Origin of the sequence: Solirubrobacter pauli, assembly GCF_003633755.1 — a bacterium.
GTDB lineage: Bacteria > Actinomycetota > Thermoleophilia > Solirubrobacterales > Solirubrobacteraceae > Solirubrobacter > Solirubrobacter pauli.
On record NZ_RBIL01000002.1, the window covers coordinates 607,936 to 628,687 of the forward strand.

General features: G+C 71.6%; 22 protein-coding genes. 11 read left to right on the plus strand and 11 right to left on the minus strand.

All coding sequences use genetic code 11. The annotated features are described in order from the left end of the window. Positions 1-30 precede the first annotated feature (30 nt). The 7 genes from C8N24_RS22760 to uvrA are packed head-to-tail and all read left to right on the plus strand — an operon-like array spanning position 31 to position 7,660. Entirely contained in the window at positions 31-636 is a 606-nt protein-coding gene (locus C8N24_RS22760; protein WP_170179329.1) for a TetR/AcrR family transcriptional regulator, read from the plus strand. After that, positions 636-1,388, plus strand: coding sequence for a 50S ribosomal protein L11 methyltransferase (locus tag C8N24_RS22765; protein WP_121254446.1), 753 nt, complete (start codon positions 636-638; stop codon positions 1,386-1,388). The genes C8N24_RS22760 and C8N24_RS22765 overlap by 1 nt, the downstream gene beginning before the upstream one ends. Then, positions 1,361-1,783 carry a hypothetical protein gene (locus tag C8N24_RS22770; protein WP_121254448.1) on the plus strand — a complete coding sequence of 141 codons (423 nt, stop codon included), beginning with the start codon at positions 1,361-1,363 and terminating at the stop codon, positions 1,781-1,783. Before C8N24_RS22765 ends, C8N24_RS22770 begins: the two co-directional genes overlap by 28 nt. Further along, positions 1,783-2,553: an HhH-GPD family protein gene (locus C8N24_RS22775; protein ID WP_170179330.1), complete on the plus strand. Its 771-nt coding sequence runs from the start codon at positions 1,783-1,785 to the stop codon at positions 2,551-2,553. Before C8N24_RS22770 ends, C8N24_RS22775 begins: the two co-directional genes overlap by 1 nt. A gap of 31 nt (positions 2,554-2,584) precedes the next feature. Next, positions 2,585-3,184 (plus strand): DivIVA domain-containing protein, encoded by a 600-nt coding sequence (locus C8N24_RS22780; RefSeq protein ID WP_121254452.1) that lies wholly within the window; start codon positions 2,585-2,587, stop codon positions 3,182-3,184. Beyond that, positions 3,181-4,713 carry a carboxypeptidase M32 gene (locus C8N24_RS22785; RefSeq protein ID WP_121254454.1) on the plus strand — a complete coding sequence of 511 codons (1,533 nt, stop codon included), beginning with the start codon at positions 3,181-3,183 and terminating at the stop codon, positions 4,711-4,713. Before C8N24_RS22780 ends, C8N24_RS22785 begins: the two co-directional genes overlap by 4 nt. Positions 4,714-4,768: 55 nt before the next feature. Continuing rightward, a complete protein-coding gene (gene uvrA, locus C8N24_RS22790; RefSeq protein WP_121254456.1) occupies positions 4,769-7,660 on the plus strand; it encodes an excinuclease ABC subunit UvrA in 2,892 nt (963 codons plus the stop codon). 889 nt (positions 7,661-8,549) lie between these two features. On the opposite strand, the gene C8N24_RS22800 is transcribed toward uvrA, so the two are convergent. The 3 genes from C8N24_RS22800 to C8N24_RS22810 all read right to left on the minus strand — a co-directional run bounded on the left by C8N24_RS22800 (position 8,550) and on the right by C8N24_RS22810 (position 11,441). Then, entirely contained in the window at positions 8,550-9,974 is a 1,425-nt protein-coding gene (locus C8N24_RS22800) for an MFS transporter (protein ID WP_211340116.1), read from the minus strand. Positions 9,975-10,016: 42 nt separating this feature from the next. Beyond that, positions 10,017-10,490: a MarR family winged helix-turn-helix transcriptional regulator gene (locus C8N24_RS22805; RefSeq protein ID WP_245971955.1), complete on the minus strand. Its 474-nt coding sequence runs from the start codon at positions 10,488-10,490 to the stop codon at positions 10,017-10,019. 69 nt (positions 10,491-10,559) lie between these two features. After that, entirely contained in the window at positions 10,560-11,441 is an 882-nt protein-coding gene (locus C8N24_RS22810; RefSeq protein WP_170179332.1) for a lytic transglycosylase, read from the minus strand. 175 nt (positions 11,442-11,616) lie between these two features. Between C8N24_RS22810 and C8N24_RS22815 the strand changes: the two genes are divergently transcribed. Further along, complete coding sequence (locus C8N24_RS22815; RefSeq protein WP_121254461.1) at positions 11,617-12,183, plus strand: acyltransferase; 567 nt, start codon at positions 11,617-11,619, stop codon at positions 12,181-12,183. Here C8N24_RS22815 and C8N24_RS22820 read toward each other — a convergent pair. The 6 genes from C8N24_RS22820 to C8N24_RS22845 are packed head-to-tail and all read right to left on the minus strand — an operon-like array spanning position 12,180 to position 16,621. Beyond that, on the minus strand, positions 12,180-12,410 hold the full coding sequence (locus C8N24_RS22820; RefSeq protein WP_121254463.1) for a hypothetical protein: 231 nt from the start codon (positions 12,408-12,410) through the stop codon (positions 12,180-12,182). The genes C8N24_RS22815 and C8N24_RS22820 overlap by 4 nt on opposite strands. Next, positions 12,410-13,510, minus strand: a complete 1,101-nt coding sequence (locus C8N24_RS22825) for an inorganic phosphate transporter (RefSeq protein WP_121254465.1) — start codon at positions 13,508-13,510, stop codon at positions 12,410-12,412. Before C8N24_RS22825 ends, C8N24_RS22820 begins: the two co-directional genes overlap by 1 nt. A 4-nt stretch (positions 13,511-13,514) precedes the next feature. Then, the gene (locus C8N24_RS22830) at positions 13,515-14,141 is read right to left on the minus strand and encodes a DUF47 domain-containing protein (RefSeq protein ID WP_121254467.1); all 627 of its coding nucleotides are present in this window, start codon (positions 14,139-14,141) and stop codon (positions 13,515-13,517) included. 30 nt (positions 14,142-14,171) lie between these two features. After that, positions 14,172-15,065, minus strand: coding sequence for a 3-methyl-2-oxobutanoate hydroxymethyltransferase (gene panB / locus C8N24_RS22835; RefSeq protein ID WP_121254469.1), 894 nt, complete (start codon positions 15,063-15,065; stop codon positions 14,172-14,174). A 33-nt stretch (positions 15,066-15,098) separates the two neighbouring features. Then, positions 15,099-15,953: a pantoate--beta-alanine ligase gene (panC, locus tag C8N24_RS22840; protein ID WP_121254472.1), complete on the minus strand. Its 855-nt coding sequence runs from the start codon at positions 15,951-15,953 to the stop codon at positions 15,099-15,101. After that, complete coding sequence (locus tag C8N24_RS22845) at positions 15,950-16,621, minus strand: DUF2520 domain-containing protein (protein ID WP_245971956.1); 672 nt, start codon at positions 16,619-16,621, stop codon at positions 15,950-15,952. The genes panC and C8N24_RS22845 overlap by 4 nt, the downstream gene beginning before the upstream one ends. Positions 16,622-16,715: 94 nt before the next feature. Here C8N24_RS22845 and C8N24_RS22850 point away from each other — a divergent pair, with 94 nt between their 5' ends. Further along, positions 16,716-17,411: a uracil-DNA glycosylase gene (locus C8N24_RS22850; protein ID WP_121254476.1), complete on the plus strand. Its 696-nt coding sequence runs from the start codon at positions 16,716-16,718 to the stop codon at positions 17,409-17,411. On the opposite strand, the gene C8N24_RS22855 is transcribed toward C8N24_RS22850, so the two are convergent. Then, positions 17,408-18,019 carry a GNAT family N-acetyltransferase gene (locus C8N24_RS22855; RefSeq protein WP_121254478.1) on the minus strand — a complete coding sequence of 204 codons (612 nt, stop codon included), beginning with the start codon at positions 18,017-18,019 and terminating at the stop codon, positions 17,408-17,410. The genes C8N24_RS22850 and C8N24_RS22855 overlap by 4 nt on opposite strands. Before the next feature lie 42 nt (positions 18,020-18,061). Between C8N24_RS22855 and C8N24_RS22860 the strand changes: the two genes are divergently transcribed. After that, on the plus strand, positions 18,062-18,373 hold the full coding sequence (locus tag C8N24_RS22860; protein ID WP_147447938.1) for a hypothetical protein: 312 nt from the start codon (positions 18,062-18,064) through the stop codon (positions 18,371-18,373). Then, positions 18,370-19,341: a glycosyltransferase family 4 protein gene (locus C8N24_RS22865; protein ID WP_121254482.1), complete on the plus strand. Its 972-nt coding sequence runs from the start codon at positions 18,370-18,372 to the stop codon at positions 19,339-19,341. The genes C8N24_RS22860 and C8N24_RS22865 overlap by 4 nt, the downstream gene beginning before the upstream one ends. A 92-nt stretch (positions 19,342-19,433) precedes the next feature. Here C8N24_RS22865 and C8N24_RS22870 read toward each other — a convergent pair whose 3' ends face one another. Further along, positions 19,434-20,636, minus strand: coding sequence for an HD domain-containing phosphohydrolase (locus C8N24_RS22870; RefSeq protein ID WP_147447939.1), 1,203 nt, complete (start codon positions 20,634-20,636; stop codon positions 19,434-19,436). Between the last annotated feature and the right edge of the window lie 116 nt (positions 20,637-20,752).

A 20,752-nucleotide genomic window follows, 5' to 3' on the forward strand; every position in this document is an offset into this window, starting at 1 on the left:
CGACTGTAAGAAGCTAGGATGAGAACCCGGATGGAAGGACTGCGTGAGCGCAAGAAGCGCCAGACCCAGGAGGCGATCGCCGCCGCGGCGATGCAGCTGTTCCAGGCCCACGGGTTCGACGCGGTGACCGTCGCGGACGTCGCGCGCGCCGCCGACGTGGCCGAGAAGACGGTCTTCAACCACTTCCCGACCAAGGAGGACCTGGTCTTCTTCCGCTCGGAGGACCGGCTCGCGGCGCAGGTCGAGGCGATTCGGAATCGTCCGCCCGGCACCTCGATCAGCCAGGTCTTCGAGGCGCACACGCTGGAGATGCTGGCCCGCATCGAGTCGGGCCAGTTCGAGCGGATGATGGCCACGCCGCGGCTCGTGCGCGGGAGCCCGGCGCTCCAGGCGCGGCTGCTCACCTATTGGGAGCAGGAGGCGCACGCGCTGACGCTGGCGGTCGGCGAGGACGACGACGTGGTCGCCGCGACGGCCGTGCGCGCGCTCGCCTGGGCGCACCGGTCGATCTTCCGCGTCGCGATGCGGCGCCTGCTCGCGGGCGAGCATCCGGCGATGGTCGCCGCCGAGCTGCGGCTGGAGACGCGCCGGGTGTACTCGCGCCTGGAGCGCGGTCTGGCAGGCTTCGGCACCTGATGTACCGGCTGACGTTCTCCGGCGACGAGGATCTGCTCGACGTCGTCCTCCCGCTGCTGCCGGCGGGCGTGCACGCCGACGGCGACGACTTCGTCGCGTTCTCCGGCGCCCCGTTCCCGCCCGCCGTGCTCCAAGCGACCGGCGGTGCGGTCGACGAGGTCCCCGCCGACTGGCGTCACCGCCAGGTCGGCAGCGGCGTGGTGATCAGCGGCGTCGTCTCGATCCGAGCGCCGTTCGAGCGGGCGTCGGGCGCGCCGATCGACGTGGTGGTCGAGCGGCGTGGGAGCGCCTTCGGCTCGGGCTCGCACCCGACGACCCAGATGTGCGTGGCGCTGCTGCTCGAGCTCGAACCCGGTGGCGGCGTGGCCGACCTCGGGTGCGGCGTCGGCACGCTCGCGATCGTGGCCGCGAAGCTCGGCTGGGCGCCGGTCGTCGGCGTGGATCGCGTGCCGGTGGCGATCGAGGTCGCGCGCGAGAACGTCGAGCGCAACGGGGTGCAGGTGGACGTCGCGGTCGCCGATCTCGCGGTCGACGACGTTCCACTCGCCGAGGTGCTGCTCGTCAACGCGCCGCCGCCCGTGCACGAGCGCGTGGCCGGGGCGCTCACGGAGCAGGTCCGCCACGTGATCGTCTCCGGCATCGTCTCGCACGAGGTCGAGGACGTGGTCAAGCGCTACGGCGAGCGCGGCTTCAAGGTCGCCAAGGCCCTGGGAACGGAGGACGAGTGGATCGCGCTGCGGCTGAGCTGCTGAGCCCCGACCGGGCGGCGACCGAGGGCGCCGCGCTCGGCCAGCTCGCGTGCGAGCTCCAGGACGGCGGGCTGCTGATCACGGCCTCGCGCCTGGTCGAGTTCGGCGCGCGGGCGGCGATCCTGCTGGCGCCCGGGCTCTTCCGGCTCGACCTCACGCCGCAGGAGGAGACGCTCGGCCTGTACCCGCGCGTGCTCGGCGGCTGGGAGGTCGACTGGCGCGCGGCGGAGGAGTCCTGGGACGGCTACCGCGACGCGTCCGGCCCGGCGCCGATCGAGCTTCACGGGACGTTCGGCGAGGAGTACACGGCGTGGATCCACGTGCTCAGCTTCACCGAGCGGGACGCCCTGGCCACGCACTTCGTGGCCAAGGCGGAGATCCGCGCCGTGGGGGCGTAGTGGACGTCGACGCGCTGCTGGAGTGGTACGAGCGGGTGCGCAGGCCGCTGCCCTGGCGGGAGACGCGTGACCCGTACGCGCTGCTGGTGAGCGAGGTGATGCTCCAGCAGACGCAGGCGCTGCGGGTGGTGCCGTACTACGAGCGGTGGCTCGACGAGCTGCCCACGGCGCGCGCGTTGGCGGAGGCGCCGACGCGGCTCGTCCTGGAGCTCTGGTCCGGGCTGGGCTACAACCGGCGCGCGCTCGCGCTCCAGCGGGCAGCCGTGCACGTCTCCGAGCACGGCTGGCCGTCCGATCTCACGGAGCTTCCCGGCGTCGGTCCGTACACCGCCGCCGCGGTGGGCTCGTTCGCGTGGGACCGCCAGGAGGCCGCGGTCGACACGAACGTCAAACGGGTGCTCACCCGTCGCGAGGGCCTGGAGGTGGACGTCAGCGCGCGCGCGAACGAGCTGCTGCCGGCGGGGCGCGCCGCTCCGTTCAACCAGGCGATGATGGAGCTGGGCGCCACCGTGTGCCGCCCTCGCGGTCCCGACTGCGCGCAGTGCCCGGTCGAGCGGGGCTGCCTTCGCCTCGTGGTGGCGCCCGCGCGTCGCGCCAAGCCGGAGAAGTTCGAGGAGAGCGACCGCTACGCGCGCGGTCGCATCGTGGCTGCGCTGCTCGCCGGCGAGCCGGTGCCGTTCTCCGGCGAGCGGCGCGAGCGGGCGCTGACCGGGCTCGAGCGGGACGGGCTGATCGTCCGCGATGCGACTGGACACCCGCGACTGCCGTGAAATGCGGCCACGCCTCCTATCCTGACCGGTCGTGGATCGCGACCTGATCCAGCGCCGCGACTTTCCGACCGGTCGCCGGGGCTACGACCCAGCCGCAGTGGATGAGCACCTGCGCCAGGTCGCCGACGCGTTCGAGACCAACTCGCACCCGCCCGCGCCGACGCTCGCCAGCTCCACGTCCGAGCAGGTGCGCGAGATCCTCGAAGCGGCCGAGCGAAGCGTCTCCCAGGTGCGCGCGACCGCGCAGCGCGAGGCGTCCGACCATGTCGCGCAGGTCCAGGACGCCACGGCGGGCATGCTGTCCAAGCTGAACGAGCTCGAGTCCGAGCTGGGACGCCTGCTGTCGGCGCTGCGGGCGTCCGGTGAGCGCCTGGCCGAAGGGCTCGAGCAGCTGCAGGCCGAGGTCGGCGGCGTGCCGGCGGCGCCGGTCCCGTCGTCCCCGGACCCCACACCGGCCCCCGCGCCCGTCTCGTCGCTTCCGAACGACGAGGCCGGCGCCCGCCTCATCGCGCTCAACATGGCCCTGGGCGGAAGCCCGCGCGAGGAGACCGCCGCGTATCTCGCGGAGCACTTCGAGCTGACCGACCCCGAGGCGCTGCTCGACGACGTCTACGCCAGGGCAGGTCGATGAAAGAGCTCGAGGAACTCCGCCGCCGCGCGCGGGACATGGCTGATCTGAACGGGATCGGCGGCCTGCTGCTGTGGGACCAGAACACGATGATGCCGCCGGGCGGGGCGGGCGCCCGGGCCGACCAGTTCGAGGCGCTGGAGCGGATCCTGCACTCGCAGATGACCGATCCCGGCCTCGCGCGCGTGCTCGACGCGCTGGAGCCGTGGGCGGCGTCCGAGGACCCCGACTCCGACGACGTGCGGCTGATCGCCGCGCTCCGGCGGGACCACGAGAAGGCCGTGCGGGTGCCGACCGAGCTGGCGGCCGCGATGTCGCTGGCCGCCGCGCACGCGCAGCAGGCCTGGCTGGAGGCGCGGGAGAAGGACGACTACCGCCACTTCGCGCCGTCGCTCGAGCGGATCATGGAGCTCCAGCACCGCTACATCGCGTGCTTCGACGGCACGGGCACGTTCGCGCACCCGTACGACGTCCTGCTCGACGACTACGAGCCCGGGCTGACGACCGCCGAGGTCCGCACGCTGTTCTCGGTGCTCCAGGACGAGCTCGTCCCGCTCGTCACGGCGGCGGCCGCGGCGGGGGAGGACGGACGCGTGTTCCCCGGCCACTACCCGGTCGAGGACCAGCAGCGTTTCGCGCAGGCGCTCCTCGGTGCCGTCGGCTATGACCCCGAGCACTGGCGGCTGGATCCGTCGGTGCACCCGTTCGCTCGCTCGCTCGCGCACACGGACGTGCGGCTGACGACGCGCTGGGAGCCGGACGACCTCGCGATGTCGTTCTACTCCTGCCTGCACGAGTTCGGGCACGGGCTCTACGAGGCGCAGATGAGCCCGACGCACTACCGGACGACGCTCGGCGACGCCGCCGGGCTCGGCACCCACGAGTCGCAGAGCCGGCTCTGGGAGAACCTGGTCGGGCGCGGGAAGCCGTTCATGGAGTGGGTGCTGCCGGTGTTGCGCGAGCACCTCGGCGGGGCGTTCGCGGCGCAGGAGCCGTCGGATCTGTATCGCGCGGTCAACCAGGTCCGGCTGTCGCTGATCCGCATCGAGGCGGACGAGACGACCTACAACCTGCACATCGCGCTGCGCTTCGAGCTCGAGCTGGCGCTCGTCGAGGGGCGGCTCTCGGTCGCCGACCTGCCCGACGCCTGGAACGAGGCGACGCACCGGCTGCTCGGCCTGGACACGCCGTCGATCGGCGAGGGCGTCCTGCAGGACATCCACTGGGGCGCCGGGATGATCGGCTACTTCCCGACGTACACGATCGGCAACCTGATGGCCGCGCAGCTGTGGGACGGGCTGCGGAGCGACGTGCCGGACGTCGAAGCGGCGATCGCGGTGGGTGACTTCGCTCCGCTTCGCGAGTGGTTGCGCGACAACATCCACCGTCACGGCCGCAAGTTCGCGTCGCGTGAGCTGCTGCGGCGGGCGACGGGCGAAGAGCTCAGCGTGGAGCCGTTCCTCGCCTACCTGGAGGGGAAGCTGCTGGACGCCGGTTTGCTGACCGCCCCGGTACGCGTTCCCCGCACCTAGCGAACATCTGTTCGGAAAGTCCGTCCGGGCGCGGCCTAGACTGGGAGGCGGTCTTATGTCGAGCCGTCAGAACTCCATCGTCGTCTCCGGCGCCCGCGAGCACAACCTCAAGGACGTTACCGTCGAGCTGCCGCGAGACTCGCTCGTGGTCATCACCGGCCTGTCCGGCTCGGGGAAGTCCTCCTTGGCCTTCGACACCATCTACGCCGAGGGGCAGCGGCGCTACGTGGAGTCGCTGAGCGCGTACGCGCGGCAGTTCCTGGGGCAGATGGACAAGCCGGACGTGGACTCGATCGAGGGCCTGTCACCGGCGATCTCGATCGACCAGAAGACCACGTCGCGCAACCCGCGGTCGACGGTCGGCACGGTCACGGAGATCTACGACTACCTGCGCCTGCTGTGGGCGCGGGTCGGCAAGCCGCACTGCTTCAACTGCGGCCGGCCGATCGCCGCCCAGTCGGCGGAGCAGATCATCGACCAGATCATGGGCATGGAAGAGGGCACCCGCTTCATGGTCATGGCGCCGATCGTGCGCGGCCGCAAGGGCGAGTACGGCAAGCAGCTGGCCGAGCTGCGGTCCGAGGGCTTCACGCGCGTGAAGGTGGACGGCGAGCTGCGCCAGCTCGAGGACGAGATCGTGCTGGACAAGAAGTTCAAGCACGACATCTCGGTCGTCGTGGACCGCCTGGTGATGCGCGGCGACCTGCGCAAGCGCCTGGCCGACTCGGTGGAGACGGCGGTGACGCTGGCGGACGGCATCCTCGAGGTGGAGACGGTCCCGCGCGAGGGCGAGGGCGAGGTCTTCACGTACAGCGAGCGCTTTGCGTGCCTGCACTGCGGCATCTCGATGCCGGAGCTGGAGCCGCGCTCGTTCTCCTTCAACGCGCCGCACGGCGCCTGCCCGCGCTGCACGGGCCTGGGCTCGATGATGGAGATCGACCCGGAGCTCGTGGTGCCGGATCCGTCGTTGTCGATCAACGAGGGCGCGATCCTGCCGTGGGCGTCGGGCGCGACGGGCTACTACGAGCAGATCACGGCGGCGATCTCCGAGCGGTACGAGGTCGACGTCGACCTGCCGTGGGAGGAGCTGCCCGAGGACCAGCAGAACCTGTTCCTGTACGGCACGAACGGCGACAAGCTCTACGTCTCCTACCGCAACCGGATGGGGCGCAAGCGCTCGTACATGACGACGTTCGAGGGCATCGTCCCGAACCTCGAGCGGCGGTACAAGGAGACGGACTCCGACTGGTCTCGCGAGAAGATCGAGGAGTACATGTCGATGCGGCCTTGCCCGGAGTGCAAGGGCGCGCGGCTGCGGCCCGAGTCACGGGCGGTCAAGGTCGGCGGCCTGCCGATCAACGAGTTCACGGCGATGAGCGCCAAGCGCGCGATCGAGTGGATGGACGCGCTCGAGCTCTCGAACCAGGACCGCGCGATCGCGCGGTTGATCCTGCGCGAGATCGACGAGCGGCTGCGGTTCCTGGACAACGTCGGCGTCGGCTACCTGTCGATGGAGCGTGCGTCGTCGACGCTGTCGGGCGGCGAGGCGCAGCGGATCCGGCTGGCGACGCAGATCGGCTCTTCGCTGGTGGGCGTGCTCTACATCCTCGACGAGCCGTCGATCGGGTTGCATCAGCGCGACAACGAGCGGCTGATCGCGACGCTGGAGCGTCTGCGCGACCTCGGCAACACCGTCCTGGTGGTCGAGCACGACGAGGGCACGATGCGCGCGGCCGACTGGGTGCTGGACATGGGCCCGGGCGCCGGCGAGCACGGCGGCCACGTCGTCGCGCAGGGCACGGCCGAGCAGATCATGCAGGTGGAGGACTCGCTGACCGGCCAGTTCCTCTCGGGCACGCGCAAGATCGAGGCGCCGGGGGCGCGGCGCAAGCCGACGAACTACGTCGAGGTCGTCGGCGCGTCGCAGAACAACCTCAAGAACGTCACCGTGAAGGTGCCGCTGGGCGTGTTCTGCGCGGTGACGGGCGTGTCGGGCTCCGGCAAGTCCACGCTGATCAACGAGATCCTCTACAAGGCCGTCGCGAACAAGCTCAACCGGGCGCGCATGCGGCCCGGCGCGCACAAGCGCATCAAGGGCCTCGAGCACCTGGACAAGATCATCCAGGTCGACCAGTCGCCGATCGGCCGCACGCCGCGGTCGAACCCGGCCACCTACATCGGCCTGTTCGACCAGATCCGCGACCTGTTCTCCAAGACGCAGGAGTCGCGCGCCCGGGGCTACAAGGCGGGCCGCTTCTCGTTCAACGTCAAGGGCGGCCGCTGCGAGGTCTGCAAGGGCGATGGCCAGATCAAGATCGAGATGCACTTCCTGCCGGACATCTACGTCCCGTGCGAGCAGTGCCACGGCAAGCGCTACAACCGCGAGACCCTCGACATCCGCTTCAAGGGCAAGACGATCGCGGACGTCCTCGACATGCCGGTCGAAGAGGCGCTCGAGTTCTTCGCGCACATCCCGAAGATCAAGCGCCGCCTCCAGACCCTGCACGACGTCGGCCTGGACTACATGCGCCTCGGCCAGCCGGCCACGACCCTCTCGGGCGGCGAGGCCCAGCGCATCAAGCTGGCGAGCGAGCTCGCGAAGGTCGCCACCGGCCGCACCCTCTACATTCTCGACGAGCCCACCACCGGCCTGCACTTCGCGGACATCCAGAAGCTGTTGGAGGTGCTCCAGCGCCTCGTCGACCAGGGCAACTCCGTGGTCGTGATCGAGCACAACCTGGACGTCATCAAGACCGCCGACCGCCTCATCGACATGGGCCCCGAAGGCGGCGAGGAGGGCGGCACCCTCATGGGCGCCGGCACCCCGGAGGAGATCGCCGCGATCGAGGAGTCCCACACGGGCCGCTTCCTCCGAGACCTCACCACGCCGGCGGCGAAGCCCAAGGCCCGCAAGCCACGGGCCCGCAAGGTCCCCGCGGCCGCGTAGCCCTGCGCCGCCCACAGGGGCGGCGCGCCTCGCCCTTGCCGCGGCGCTCAGCGCGGGTGGCGCGCGTCGGGCCCGCTGCGGGTCGGGGAGCACACCGTCGGGCGTCGCGTCAAGCAACTCGCGCTTCGCGGCGAGCCGCTTGACCCGCCGGGCGCCGGTGCGCTCTTGTGCGGGTGAGCGGCTCCGCCGGATTGCGCCCGGGCGCGGGCCGCGCGCGTGTCTCGTGGGCGGGGTTGCCACGCGAGCGTTCAGTTGGACAACCAGAGGTTGACTAAGCCATCGCTCGCGTGGCGTGGCGTGGCGTGGCGTGGCGTGGCGTTCCGTTCGGGTGGCGGGCGGCGGGCTTTCGTCGCGTCGGGGAGCACACCGTCGGGCGTCGCGGCCGGTGCGCTCTTGTGCGGGTGAGCGGCTGCGCCGGATTGCGCCCGGGCGCGGGCCGCGCGCTCGTCCCGTGAGCCGGGTTGGCCACGCGAGCGTCCACTGGTTCGGCTCTGGCGCGGATAACTGGACGTTCGCGTGGCGTGGCGCTCCGGGCCCGCGCGGGGGCTCGCCGGCCCCAGCCGGCCTGACCAGCCCAGAGCACGCCGGCCGCGGCGGGTCAAGCGGCTCGTGACGACCGCCGCGCAGCGCCCCGAGGCCGGGGCACGAGGTGCTTGACGCGACGCCCGACGGTGTGCTCCCCGAACGCGGCGAGGAAGCCGAGCGCGTCGCGCGCTGAGCGCCACGGCGCCCGCTCCGCTCCGCCGCGCAGCGTCTCGGCGCCCGACGCCGCGGGGCGCAGCGTCTCGGCGCCCGCCCCGCCGCGCGGCGCAGCGTCTCGGCGCCCGCCGCGCGGCGCCACGGCGCCCGGCCGTCCGCGCCGCGCCGCGCCGCGCCGCGCCGCGCCGTCTCAGCCGACCAGCACCGCCGGCTCCGCCTCGACCGCCGGCGCTTCGCGCGTTGCCGGGGCCCGGCGCAGCACCACGATCGCCAGGATGAGGGCCGCCGCCGCGAGGGCCGCGGCGATCATGAAGGCCGCGTTGTAGCCGGCGATGAGGGAGGCCGGGTCGGTCGCGCCTCCGGACTCGTTGGCGGCGACCGTGGCCAGGATGGCGATGCCGAAGGCGCCGCCGACCTGCTGGGTGGTGTTGACGAGGCCCGAGGCGAGGCCGGAGTCCTCGGGGGCGACGCCGGACATGGCGAGGGTCATCAGCGAGGGGAAGATCAGGCCGACGCCGACGCCCATCAGGAGCAGGGCGGGGAGCACGTCGATCCAGTAGTTGCCGTCGACGCCCGCCTGGCCGAGGAGGGCGAGGCCGGCGGCCATCAGGGCCAGGGCCGGCAGCAGCACGAGCCGGGCGCCGTAGCGCGTGATCAGCCGGGCGGAGACGCTGAGCGAGAGCGCGCCGATGGCCACGGAGATCGGGAGGAAGGACGCGCCGGTCTCGAACGCGTTGTAGCCGAGGACGCGCTGCAGGTACAGGACCGCGAGGAAGGACATGCCGAGCATGCCGGCCACCGCGACGAGCAGGATGAGGTTCGCGCCGACGACGTCGCGCGACTTGAGCACGCCGAGCCGCAGCAGCGGCTTCTCGGCGGTGGCCTGGCGGGCGACGAACAGCGCCAGCAGGCCGACCGCGATGCCGCCGAGCAGCCAGGACTCGGCGTCGACGATGGTGTACACGGCGAGCATCAGGGCGGCGGTGACCAGCACCGCGCCGGGGACGTCGGCACCGGCGCGCAGGCCGAGGCCCGGCTCACGGGCCAGCAGCGGCCGCGCCAGCAGGAACGCGGCGATGCCGATCGGCACGTTGACGATGAAGATCCAGTGCCAGCTCAGCAGCTGGGTGAGCACACCGCCCATGAGCAGGCCGATCGAGGCGCCCGCGCTGCCGACGAACGAGAAGATCGCGATCGCCTTCGCCTGCTCGCCCGGCTGGGGGAACATGGTCACGATCATCCCGAGGATCACCGCGGAGCCCAGTGCGCCACCGACGCCCTGGAGGAATCGTGCCGCGATCAGCTGGCCCGGCGTCTCCGCCAGCCCGCACAGCAGCGAGGCGAACGTGAACAAGGCCAACCCGGCGAGGAACACCTGCCGGCGGCCGACGAGATCGCCGACTCGGCCGGCGAGCAGCAGCAGGCCGCCGAACGCGATCAGGTACGCGTTGATCACCCAGGCCAGACCGCCGGAGGAGAGCTCGAGATCAGTCTGGATGACCGGCAGGGCCACGTTCACGATCGTCGAGTCCAAGACGATCATCAAGAAGCCCACGCACAGGACGACGAGGGCGAACCAGCGGTTCTCGGGACGCAGAGCGAATCGGTCGGTCATAGACCGAACCGTAGCAAATGATCCCGTAGTAGACGATCTAGTTCAGGATGACCTGGGTCGTCGAACCGTGGTCTGGCACACGGCGGGCTTCGACAGCCGCCCGTCCATCAGGCCTTGGAGCGCGCCGACGAACGCGTCGCGCTGGTCCTCGGGCAGTGACTGGAGCACGTCCGCGTACAGCCCGGCGATGATCGCGTCGCCCTGCTCGACCAGCTCGGCGCCCTTCTCCGTCACGGCGATGATCCGCGCGCGCCGGTCGGTGGGGGAGGGCCGGCGCTCGGCCAGCTCGGCCTGCTCGAGCGCGTCCATCGTGACGACCATGGTCGTCTTGTCGAGCGCGCACTGGTCGGCGAGCTCCTTCTGCGTGAACTCGCCGTGCACCGCGCGGGAGAGGATGCAGTGCATGCGCGGCGTCACGCCGATCGCCTCGAGCGCCGCGGTCATCTCGGTCTGCAGGGCGTGTGCGGCCTGCGACAGGAGGAAGATGAGGTCGACGCGTTCGCTTGCTACAGCCACACTGCAACCGTAGCAAGAACGATCCGCCGCAAAACCATCTTGCGGCGGATCGGTCGGTACTGCACCTAGTTAGCCACCGAAGCGGCCGCGCAACGCCTGGACGTTGGCGACGTAGCGCTTGGTGTCGTCGAACACGCCGCGCGAGCGGAGCGCCCCGAGGCCCTGGTAGTAGGCGGCGATGGCCGCGCTCTCGTCCCCGCCGGTCTGGTTGAGCAGCTGCCTGAGGTACAGCACGCCGGCGGTCACGTTGTCGTGCGCGGAGTTCGGGTTCAACTCACGCTGCGCGAGGTTCTGCTGCACGTAGTCCCACGTGCCGGGCATGACCTGCATGACGCCGCGCGCGTTCGCGGAGGAGACCATCGCGTTGTTGAAGCCGCTCTCCTGGTAGGCGATCGCGGTCGCCAGCGAGGGCGACACGCCGTGCTGGGAGGCGACCGACTGCACGTCGGTGGCGCCCACGCGCGTGGCGGTGGGCTCGGGCGCAGCGGCCGGGACGATGTGCTTGGCCGGCTCGGGCTGAGACGCACGCGCGGGCGCCGGCGCGCCCGTCGGGAGCTTGAGCACCGTGCCCGCGAGCAGCACCCCACTGGGGTCGAGGCCGTTCATCGCCGCCATGTCGCCGACCGACACGCCCGACGAGGCGGCCAGGCCGGACAGGGTGTCGCCGGGCCGGACGGTGTAGCCGCCCAACGGCTTGGGCGCCGACGGGGCGGCGGCCGGCGCGGCCGGGGCCGCAGCCGCGGCCGGGGCTGAGGCCGGAGCCGAGCCCACGAGCCCGGCCGACTGGAGGGCCGCGTAGCCCTCGACGGTGGACGGCACCTGGATCGTCGAGCCCAGCACGACCTGCGAGCTCTCCGACAGGCCGTTGAAGGCCGCCACGGTGCGCGTGGTCAGGTTGTTGGCCGCCGCGATCGACCAGAGCGTCTCGCCGGGCTGCACGACATGCGGCACGGCGGCGATGGAAGGAGCGGTGAAAAGAAGCGCGAATACGACGGCGTACAGCGGAGCGAGCCGCAAGGTACATGCCTCCTGCTTAGGGGTGTGACTCCACCGAGGCTTGCCCTTCGGCTCTCACCAAACAAGCACTGCGCGCGGGCTTACGTCCCCCTGCATAGGATCTTCCCGCGTGGATGACCTCAAGCTGTGGGCCCAGAAATGGCGCTGGTACCAGCGCAACGCGCTGCCCTGGAACCGCGCGCGCATCCACTACGAGCTGGCCAAGCGGCGCTCGTTCGCGAAGTGGCCTCTCCACGGCGAGGTCCTCGAGCTGTTCGCGGAAGGTCGTCTCACGCTCGGCGAGCACGTCGTCCTGGAGCCGAATGTGTGGCTCACCGGGACCGGCCACATCCACATCGGCGGGGGCAGCTTCCTCAACCTCGGCGTGCAGGTGGCGGCGATCGACCGGGTCACGATCGGCGAGCACTGCATGTTCGCCAACGGCTGCCTGATCACCGACGCCAACCACCGCTTCGACGACCCGGGACGGCCCGTCCCGTGGCAGGGCTTCACGTCCAAGGGCCCGACAACCGTGGGTGACAACGTCTGGTGCGGCGCGAACGTCGTGATCACGTCCGGCGTCACCATCGGCGAGCGCTGCGTCATCGGCGCCAACAGCGTCGTGACCAGCGACATCCCGCCGTTCAGCGTCGCGGCCGGAGCACCCGCGAAGGTGCTCCGGACGATCACCTACTAGCCGCCCTTGGTGAGCATGATCTGGATCGCGAACACGAAGCCGGCGATGAACAGCGCGAACGCCGCCAGGGCCATCGCCGCCCAGGCGATCCGCACGCCGCCGCGCGAGTCCACGTAGCGGGCCAGCCCGAGCACGACGAACGAGAAGATCGCCGTGATCCCGACGCCCGCCAGCAGCGAGACCCAGATCACCTCGACGATCTGACCGAGCTCCACGACGGCGAGCATCAGGCCGGCACCGCCTCGGCGGACGAGCGCCGCGCCTTGTGCGCGAAGAACGCCGCCAGCGCCAGCAACAGCACCGTCGCGACGACGATCGGCCCGACCGAGCCGTCACCGAAGATGCTGACCACGGCGTAGGTCACCGCGCCGACCGCGGCCGAGCACGGCAAGGTCAGGATCCAGGCCACCACGATGTTGCCCGCGACACCCCAGCGGACGGCCGAGACGCGCTTGGCCGCGCCCGCGCCCATGATCGCGCCGGACATCACGTGCGTCGTGGACAGCGGGAAGCCGACGTGCGAGGCGGACAGGATCACGGCGGCACCGGCGCCCTGGGAGGCGAAGCCCTGCGCCGGGTCCATCTTGATGATCCGCGAGCCCATCGTGCGGACGATCCGCCAGCCGCCGAAGTAGGTCCCGAGCGCGATCGCCGTGGCGGCGGAGACGACGACCCAGATCGGGATGTCGGCGTCCGCGCTCATGTTCCCGTTGGCGACGAGCGCGAGGAAGATGATGCCCATGGTCTTCTGGGCGTCGTTGGTGCCGTGCGAGAGCGAGAACAGCGCGCTGGAGGCGAGCTGACCCAGCCGGAACCCGCGCGAGACGACGCCGGGCTTCTGGCGCCCGACGATCCGGTACGCGACGAGGATGGCCAGGCCGGCGGCGAGCATGGCCAGGACCGGGGCGACGAGCGCCGGCACGGCGACCTTCTCGACCAGCCCGTCCCAGAGGACGGCGGACGAGCCCTGGGCCGCGAGCGTCGCGCCCACCATGCCGCCGATCAGGGCGTGCGAGGACGACGACGGCAAGCCTCTCCACCAAGTCAGCAGGTTCCAGGCGATCGCGCCGATGAGCCCCGCGAACACGGTCAGCAGCGTGATCGAGGCGGCGTCGACGATGCCCTTGGCGATCGTCGCGGCCACGGCCAGCGACAGGAACGCGCCGACGAAGTTGAGCCCCGCGGCCATGATCACGGCCAGCTTCGGGGCCATCGCGCGGGTCGAGACGGAGGTCGCGATCGAGTTCGCGGTGTCGTGGAACCCGTTGGTGAAGTCGAACGCGAGCGCCGTCGCGACGACGATCCACAAGACGATGTCGGAGTGCACTGCGCTAGCGGTTCTTGATGATGATGCCTTCGAGCGTGTTGACCGCCCGCTCCGTGGCGTCGATCGCCTCCTCGAGGCGCTCGAAGATGTCCTTCCAGCGAATGACCATCATCGGGTCGATCCCGCGCTCGAACAGCGACGCGACGCCTTCGCGGAAGATCCGGTCGCCCTCGTTCTCGAGCCGGTTGACCTCCACCGTGTAGTGGTGGATGTCCTTCAGCGTCCGCAAGCGCGGCATCGCCTCGCTGATCTGGCGCGTGGCGTCGCGGAGCACGGCGGCCATGCGCTCAGCCTGCTCCATCGGCGCCTCGATGCGGTACAGCCCGAGGAAGTCCGCGACCTCCTCGATGAAGTCGACGATGTCGTCCAGCGCTGACGCGAGGGCGATGATGTCCTCGCGGTCGAACGGCGTGACGAACGTGTGGTTCAGCCGCTGGATGATGTCGTGCGTGATCCGGTCGCCCTCCTGCTCGCAGATCACCATGTCGCGCATGGCGGTGGCATTGTCGGGCCACTCGTCGATGATCGTCACCAGGAGCTCGGCGGCGCGCACGGAATTGCTCGCCGCCTCCTCGAAGAGGTCGAAGAACTCCCGTTCCTTGGACGCGAACAGCTGTGTCAACCGGCTCATCGCGCGCCAGTGTATGTGAAGGCCTTGTTATCAGCCCACGTGCGTGTGCCCGGCGGCTGGGAGATCCGCACGGAAACGCTCCAATTCCTCGGGCGCGATGTTGTAGGTGTGCTCGGGGCCGGGGAAGGTCCGGGCACGCACTTCGTCGGCGTAGGCGTCGACGCCACGCCGCATCTCGGCCTTCACGGCCCCGAAGCGCTTGGCGAACTTCGGCTGGAAGTCGTCGTGGATCGCCAGCAGGTCGTGCAGGACCAGGACCTGGCCGTCCGTGCTGGCGCCGGCGCCGATCCCGATGATCGGGATCTCCATGTAGGGCATGATCGCGTCCGTCACGTCCGCGGGGATCGCCTCGAAGACGATGCTGAAGGCGCCAGCCTCCTGCAGCGCGAGCGCGTCGTCGAGCACGGCGCGGGCGCGAGCCGCGGTGCGGCCTTGGGCGCGGTAGCCGCCGAGCATGGTGGCCGTCTGCGGCGTGAGCCCGACATGGCCCATCACCGGCACTCCGGCACGCACGATGGCGCGTGCCCGCTCGGCCGACGTGCCGCCGCCTTCGAGCTTGACGGCGTCGCAGCCCGCTTCCTTGACGAACCGGTGCGCGGTCTCGATCGCCTGCGCGTCGCTGGCCTCGTAGGAGCCGAACGGCAGGTCACCGACGAGCAGCGGGGTCTTGAGCCCGCGCCGGACCGCCCGCGTGAGCATCAGCAGCTCGTCGACGGTCACCGGCACGGTGTCCGGGTACCCGAGCACGTTGTTGGCGGCGCTGTCACCAACGAGGACGACGTCGACGCCGGCTTCCTCGACCACGAGCGCGCTCGGGTGGTCGTAGGCCGTGATCATCACGATCGGCTCGCCCAGCGCGCGCATCTCGGCGAGCTTGGTGAGCGTGATCCGCTTGCGGTTCGGATCCTTGGGCGGGGTGGACATGTGGTTCCTCCTGGGAGTGGTTGACGCCTGGGATCAGGTCGCCACCGGAGCCGGAACGGGTTCCAGCACGAGGTTGTCAATCAGTCTGACGGGTCCGACGCGTGCCGCGACCGCGATCAGCGCGGGAGCGGCGATCGTGGTCAGCGGGGTGAAGCTCAGCGGGTCGACGATCGCGAGGTACTCCGGGTCGTCGAGGTGTGCGAGCGCGACGGCTCGGACACGCTCGGCGTCCCGCTCTCCGCCGGCGACGGCGTCGCGCGCGGCGAACAGCGCGCGGGAGAGCTGCAGCGCGTCCTGGCGCTCCTCGGGGCTCAGCCGGACGTTGCGGGAGCTCATCGCGAGGCCGTCCGGCTCGCGGACGGTCGGCAGGACCTCGATCTTGGACGGGATGTCGAGGTCGCGGACCATCCGCTTCACGACCGCGACCTGCTGCGCGTCCTTCTGGCCGAAGTAGGCCGCGTCGGGCGAGACGATGTTCAGGAGCTTGCACACGACGGTGCAGACGCCGGCGAAGTGGCCCGGCCCGCGTTCGGCGCCTTCGAGGACCTCCGACAGGCCCCCGACGCTGACCGTCGTCGCGAAGCCGTCGGGGTAGATCTCGGAGGTCGGCGGCGCGAACAGCACGTCGACGCCCAGCTCGGACGCCTCGACCGCGTCGTTGGCCTCGCTGCGCGGGTAGTTCTCGAGATCGCGGGCGTCGTTGAACTGGGTCGGGTTGACGAACAGGCTGACGACGACCGCGTCCTGCTCGTCCTTGGCCGCCCGCATCAGCGAGTGGTGCCCGGCGTGGAAGGCGCCCATCGTCGGCACCAGGCCGACGGACCGGTTCTCGGCGCGCAGGTTGCCGAGCCAGGCGCGCATCTCGGGGACGGTCCGGATCGTTCTCATGCCCAGCCTTTCCTACCCGCCACGGCGCGGGTGACCTCCGCCAACTCGGTCCAGACGGGCAAGAGCTCGGGCGTCCGCTCCGCGATCACCGCGCGGTGGCGCTCGACCGTGCCCTCGTCACCGCGGGCGATCGGGCCGGTCAGCGCGGCCTCCGGACCGATCTCCGCCCACTGGCGCGCGGTGGCCAGGACGAGCGGGGCGAGCTGCTGCCGGCTGATCCCCGCGGTGGCGGCCAGGCGCTCGGCACAGGCCTCCAGCGCCACCAGGAAGTTCGCGGCGATCGCGCCGGCCGCGTGGTAGGCGACGCGGTCCTCGGCGGGAACGCGGGTGACGAGCAGGCCGAGGCGGTCGGCGAGGGCGTAGGCGGTGTCGAGCGCGCGCTCGGAGGTGCCGTCGACGGCCCCGCCCGCGCCGCGCAGGATGCCGGGCTCGCTGCCGGGCGGCGTGGACATCATCGGGTGCAGGCTGAAGCCCTCACGCGCGCCGAACACGTCCAGGCCGGTCGCGCCGGAGACGTGGCCGAGCAGCGGCCCCGCCGGCATCGTGGCGGCGACCGAGGCGATCGCGCCGTCGGGCACGGCGAGGAGCAGCACGTCGACGTCGGCCGGGACGGCGTCGGCGCGGCTGAGCGCGGGCGCCCCGAGCGCGGCGGCCAGCACCGTGCCCATTCGCCCCGCGCCGACCACCGCGCAGGAGATTCTTGTCGCGGAAGATGCGGGCATTCACCACCGATTCTGCCGTGCGCGGCGTTACGGTGGATTCATGTCCAGCGCTTCGGAGCGGCGCGAGGAGCTCAAAGCCGTCTTCCACCAGGCCCAGTCCTGCGTGAAGTGCCCGCAACTGGCCGCGGGCCGCACGACGGTGGTCTTCGGCTCCGGCAACGCCGACGCGGACCTGATGTTCGTCGGCGAGGCGCCGGGGGCGAACGAGGACAAGCAGGGCGTGCCGTTCGTCGGCCAGGCCGGCAAGCTGCTCGACCAGCTGCTGAGCGAGATCGGCCTGACGCGACCGGACGTGTTCGTGGTCAACACGCTCAAGTGCCGCCCGCCGGGCAACCGCGACCCGCTCCCGCAGGAGCTCGACAACTGCCAGGACTACCTGTACCGCCAGCTCGAGCTGATCGAGCCGAAGGTCGTCTGCACGCTCGGCAACTTCGCGACGAAGCTCCTGCGCGGCGACCCGACCGGGATCACGCGGCTGCACGGGCGCGAGGAAGAGCGGCTGATCGGCCCCCGGCGCGTGCGGCTGTACCCGATCTACCACCCGGCGGCGGCGCTCTACACCCGCTCGATGCTGGACATCCTGCGAGCCGACTTCCACCGCCTTCCCGAGCTGCTGGCGCTCCCATCGTTGGAGCAGCCGGAGCCGGAGCCGGTCGTGCCCGAGGTCGAGCCCGAGCCCGAGCCCGTCATCCCCGAGCCGGACCTCGTGTACGACGAGCAGCTGGGGCTCTTCTAAGCGGCTTGGCTGGCTTTCGCCGCGGCGTGCTCGTCGGCGGTGATGGCGTACCGCTCGTGGTCGCGCCACTGGCCGCCGATCAGCAGATAGCGCGGTGAGAAGCCCTCGAGGCGGAAGCCGGCCCCACGGGCGAGTGCGATCGAGGGCGCGTTGCCGGGCTGGATGTTCGCCTCGACCCGGTGCAGGCCGAGCGGGCCGAACGAGTGGTCGAGGATCTGCTCGAGCGCCTCGCGCATCAGGCCCTGGCCGGCGTGGCGCTCGGCGGCGTAGTAGCCCAGATACGCCGACTGGAAGGCGCCGCGGACGATCTGGGAGATGGTGAAGACGCCTGCGATCTCATCGTTGTCGGTGCGGCAGGCGAGCAGGCAGAGGAAGTCCTCGCGGCGCGAGCGGCCGTAGAGCTCGTCGAACTGGTCGGCGCGCTCGGGCGGGTACGTCCACGGGCGGTGCAGGCGATGGCTCTCGCGGGCGAGCGCCAGGAACTCCCGCCGGTCCTCGCGCTCGAGCACGCGCAGGCGCACGCGCGCGCCGGGCGGCGGGTCGGCGGGGGCGATGTCCGAGGGACGGACGACCTCTCCGGGACGGCGACGAAGCACTGGCCTCTTCATGCGGCTGCCTATCAAAGCGCACGCCGGAATACAGTGCGAGCGATGCGGCGTTCGATGGTGGTCCTCCCGGTTATTGGCATGACGTTCCTCGGCTGTGCCGCGGCGAGCCAGTACAAGTTCGCCTGCACCCGCGGCGTCTGCGACGTCGAGACCTCCGGGCCGGCCACGCTGGACTTCGAGCAGGAGTTCGGCGAGACGCTCGAGGTCGTCGAGACCAAGGACGGGCGCGTGACCCTGAAGTCCGGCACCGCCCGCCAGGCCTTCAAGATGGGCGAGTCCGGCACGATCGGGCCGCTGAAGGTCGCCGTCAAGAACATCAAGGGCGAGCTCGCCGTCTTCACCGTCCAGGAGTGAGGCCGCTCGCGATCGACGCGCGCGCCGCGGCGCGCCCTGAGCTCGGCGGCGTGGAACGCTGGGCGCGCGAGCTGTGCGCGCGCCTGCCCTACACGATCCACCGCCCGCCGCCCGCGTTGGTGCACCGCGCGGGGCACGCCTGGGAGCAGGCGGTCCTGCCCGTCCTGAGCGCCCGGGCACCCGCGCTGCTGTGCCCGGCGAACCTCGCGCCGCTGGCGGCGCGCAACGTGGTCGTCGTCATCCACGACGCCGCTCCGCTGCGCCACCCGGGCTGGTACTCGAACGCCTACGCCGCGTTCCAGCGCCGCGTCCTGCCGCTGATCGCCCGGCGAGCCCGCGCCGTGATCACGGTCAGCGAGTTCTCGCGGGACGAGCTCCGCGACCTGCTCGACGTGGACGCCTCGGTCGTCTACGGCGGTGTCGACCCGCGCTTCGTCCCGGGGGAGAAGGCCGATCGCCCGTACGTCCTGTGCGTCGCCTCGCACACGGCGCGCAAGAACCTCCGGGCGTTGCTGCCCGCGGCGCGTGCCCTGGCGGCGGAGGGCATCGAGCTGCGCGTCGCCGGTGGTCACCGGCCGCAGTTCGCGGCCGAGGACGGCCTGGAGAGCCTCACGCTGCTCGGGGCCGTGCCGGACGCCGAGCTGCCGGCGCTCTACGCGGGCGCGGCGGCGTTCGTCCTGCCGTCCGTCTACGAGGGCTTCGGCCTTCCGGTCCTCGAGGCGATGGCCGCGGGCACGCCGGTCATCGCGTCCAACGTCACCGCGCTGCCCGAGACGGCGGGGGGCGCGGCGCGTCTGGTGCCGCCTGACGCCGAGGCGCTGCGGGACGCGCTGCTGTCACTCCTGGGCGATTCGGCGGAGCAGGCGCGGCTGCGTGAGTTGGGCCTGGAGCGGGCGCGGGCGTTCACGTGGGAGCGCACGGCGTCCGAGGTCGACCGCGTGGTGCGCACGAGCATCGCGCGCGGCTGACGCGGCGCGCTCGTCCGCGGGACGAGTCGTCAGTTGATGTCGAATAGCGACACCAAGTGACGGATGGCCGGAGCGAGTGGTCGATCTCGCACTCAGCCCGCGGCCAGCGCCCGCCGCAGCGGCGCGGGCACCCGCAGCGCGTGCAGGCGCGGCACCGGCGCCGGCTCGCTCGGCGAGACGCACTCCTCGGCCACGACGGCGTAGGCCGCCTGGACCACGCGGGGGTCGAAGCGCGTGCCCGCCGCGTTCTCGAGCTCGACGAGGGCGTCGGCGTGGGAGAGCTCAGGGCCGCCCTTGGCGGTCAGGGCCGACCACGTGTCGGCGACGGCGACGATGCGTGACGCGATCGGCGTGACGGCGCCGCGGAGGCCCGCCGGGCCGCCGCCGCCGTTCCACCACTCGCCGACGTGACCGGCCTCCCACGAGGCGCGGGACGGATCGCGGAGGGTCTGGCGGGCGTAGGCGATCGGGTCGCCGGCCTCGGCGCGGCGGGCGAAGGCCAGCTCGGTCACCCGGGCCAGGTGGCGGCGCTCGGCGCGGTCCAACCCGAGGTGCAGCGCGAGGGCGTGCGAGTACCGGCGGGTGGCGACCAGCGGCTCCAACGCCGCGACGGGGCGGGTGCGGGCGGCGAGCATCAGCGCGGTCTGCGGGAGCACGGCGATGAGCGCGAACATGGCCAGCGCGAGGATCCCGAGTGGGGGATAGAGCGCGGTGGTGACCGCGGCGAGCGTGACCATGACCACGGTGGCGGGCACCGGGTCGGCCACGATGCGGGGCACCGCGGACCAGGGGTGGCCGAGGAAGAGCGGGATGTACAGCGCCGGGCCGACGGAGACCTGGACGACGAACATGACCATGCCGGTGACCAGGACCCAGGGCAGGGCTTCCACGCCCAGCGTGGCGGCGGACACGCCGGCGAGCGACAGCACGGCGGCACCGGCCAGCGCTTCCCAGCCGAAGGCGGCGACGTTCGCGAGGTTGCCCTGGCGGACGATCGTCTCCCCGCGTATGAGGCCGCCGATCACGATCGGGACGACCGCGACCAGGAAGGCCGGCAGCGGCCCGAGCAGCACGAGCGCGATGAGCACGAGCTCGAGTGCCGCGTCGAACGACAGACCGCTGGGAAGCTTGATCTCGGTCACGTCGGCGATCACCGCCAGCGCGAGCAGGACGAGCAGCAGCACCGGCTGGTCCCAGCGCGAGGGCGGGGCGAGCCAGACGAAGGCGGGCACGAGGGCGGCCGCAGCCGCGCCGTGGATCGCCAGTGCGACTCTCGGGTGTGAAGCCGAAGGCATCGACACGATTGCGCGCAAGCGTATACGCCACGGAGGCGGTCGAGCCGTGCGGATTGGTAGGTGTGTGGGCCGCGCGTGTAAGCGCGGGGACAGTCAATGCCCTAGCACTTGATGTG

Coding starts and splice junctions, on each gene's coding strand:
- C8N24_RS22760 (WP_170179329.1), top strand. CDS start 31: ATGGAAGGACTGCGTGAGCGCAAGAAGCGCCAGACCCAGGAGGCGATC.
- C8N24_RS22765 (WP_121254446.1), top strand. CDS start 636: ATGTACCGGCTGACGTTCTCCGGCGACGAGGATCTGCTCGACGTCGTC.
- C8N24_RS22785 (WP_121254454.1), top strand. CDS start 3,181: ATGAAAGAGCTCGAGGAACTCCGCCGCCGCGCGCGGGACATGGCTGAT.
- uvrA (WP_121254456.1), top strand. CDS start 4,769: ATGTCGAGCCGTCAGAACTCCATCGTCGTCTCCGGCGCCCGCGAGCAC.
- C8N24_RS22800 (WP_211340116.1), bottom strand. CDS start 9,974: ATGACCGACCGATTCGCTCTGCGTCCCGAGAACCGCTGGTTCGCCCTC.
- C8N24_RS22820 (WP_121254463.1), bottom strand. CDS start 12,410: ATGCTCGCCGTCGTGGAGCTCGGTCAGATCGTCGAGGTGATCTGGGTC.
- C8N24_RS22830 (WP_121254467.1), bottom strand. CDS start 14,141: ATGAGCCGGTTGACACAGCTGTTCGCGTCCAAGGAACGGGAGTTCTTC.
- panB (WP_121254469.1), bottom strand. CDS start 15,065: ATGTCCACCCCGCCCAAGGATCCGAACCGCAAGCGGATCACGCTCACC.
- panC (WP_121254472.1), bottom strand. CDS start 15,953: ATGAGAACGATCCGGACCGTCCCCGAGATGCGCGCCTGGCTCGGCAAC.
- C8N24_RS22845 (WP_245971956.1), bottom strand. CDS start 16,621: ATGGGCACGGTGCTGGCCGCCGCGCTCGGGGCGCCCGCGCTCAGCCGC.
- C8N24_RS22850 (WP_121254476.1), top strand. CDS start 16,716: ATGTCCAGCGCTTCGGAGCGGCGCGAGGAGCTCAAAGCCGTCTTCCAC.
- C8N24_RS22855 (WP_121254478.1), bottom strand. CDS start 18,019: ATGAAGAGGCCAGTGCTTCGTCGCCGTCCCGGAGAGGTCGTCCGTCCC.
- C8N24_RS22860 (WP_147447938.1), top strand. CDS start 18,062: ATGCGGCGTTCGATGGTGGTCCTCCCGGTTATTGGCATGACGTTCCTC.
- C8N24_RS22870 (WP_147447939.1), bottom strand. CDS start 20,636: ATGCCTTCGGCTTCACACCCGAGAGTCGCACTGGCGATCCACGGCGCG.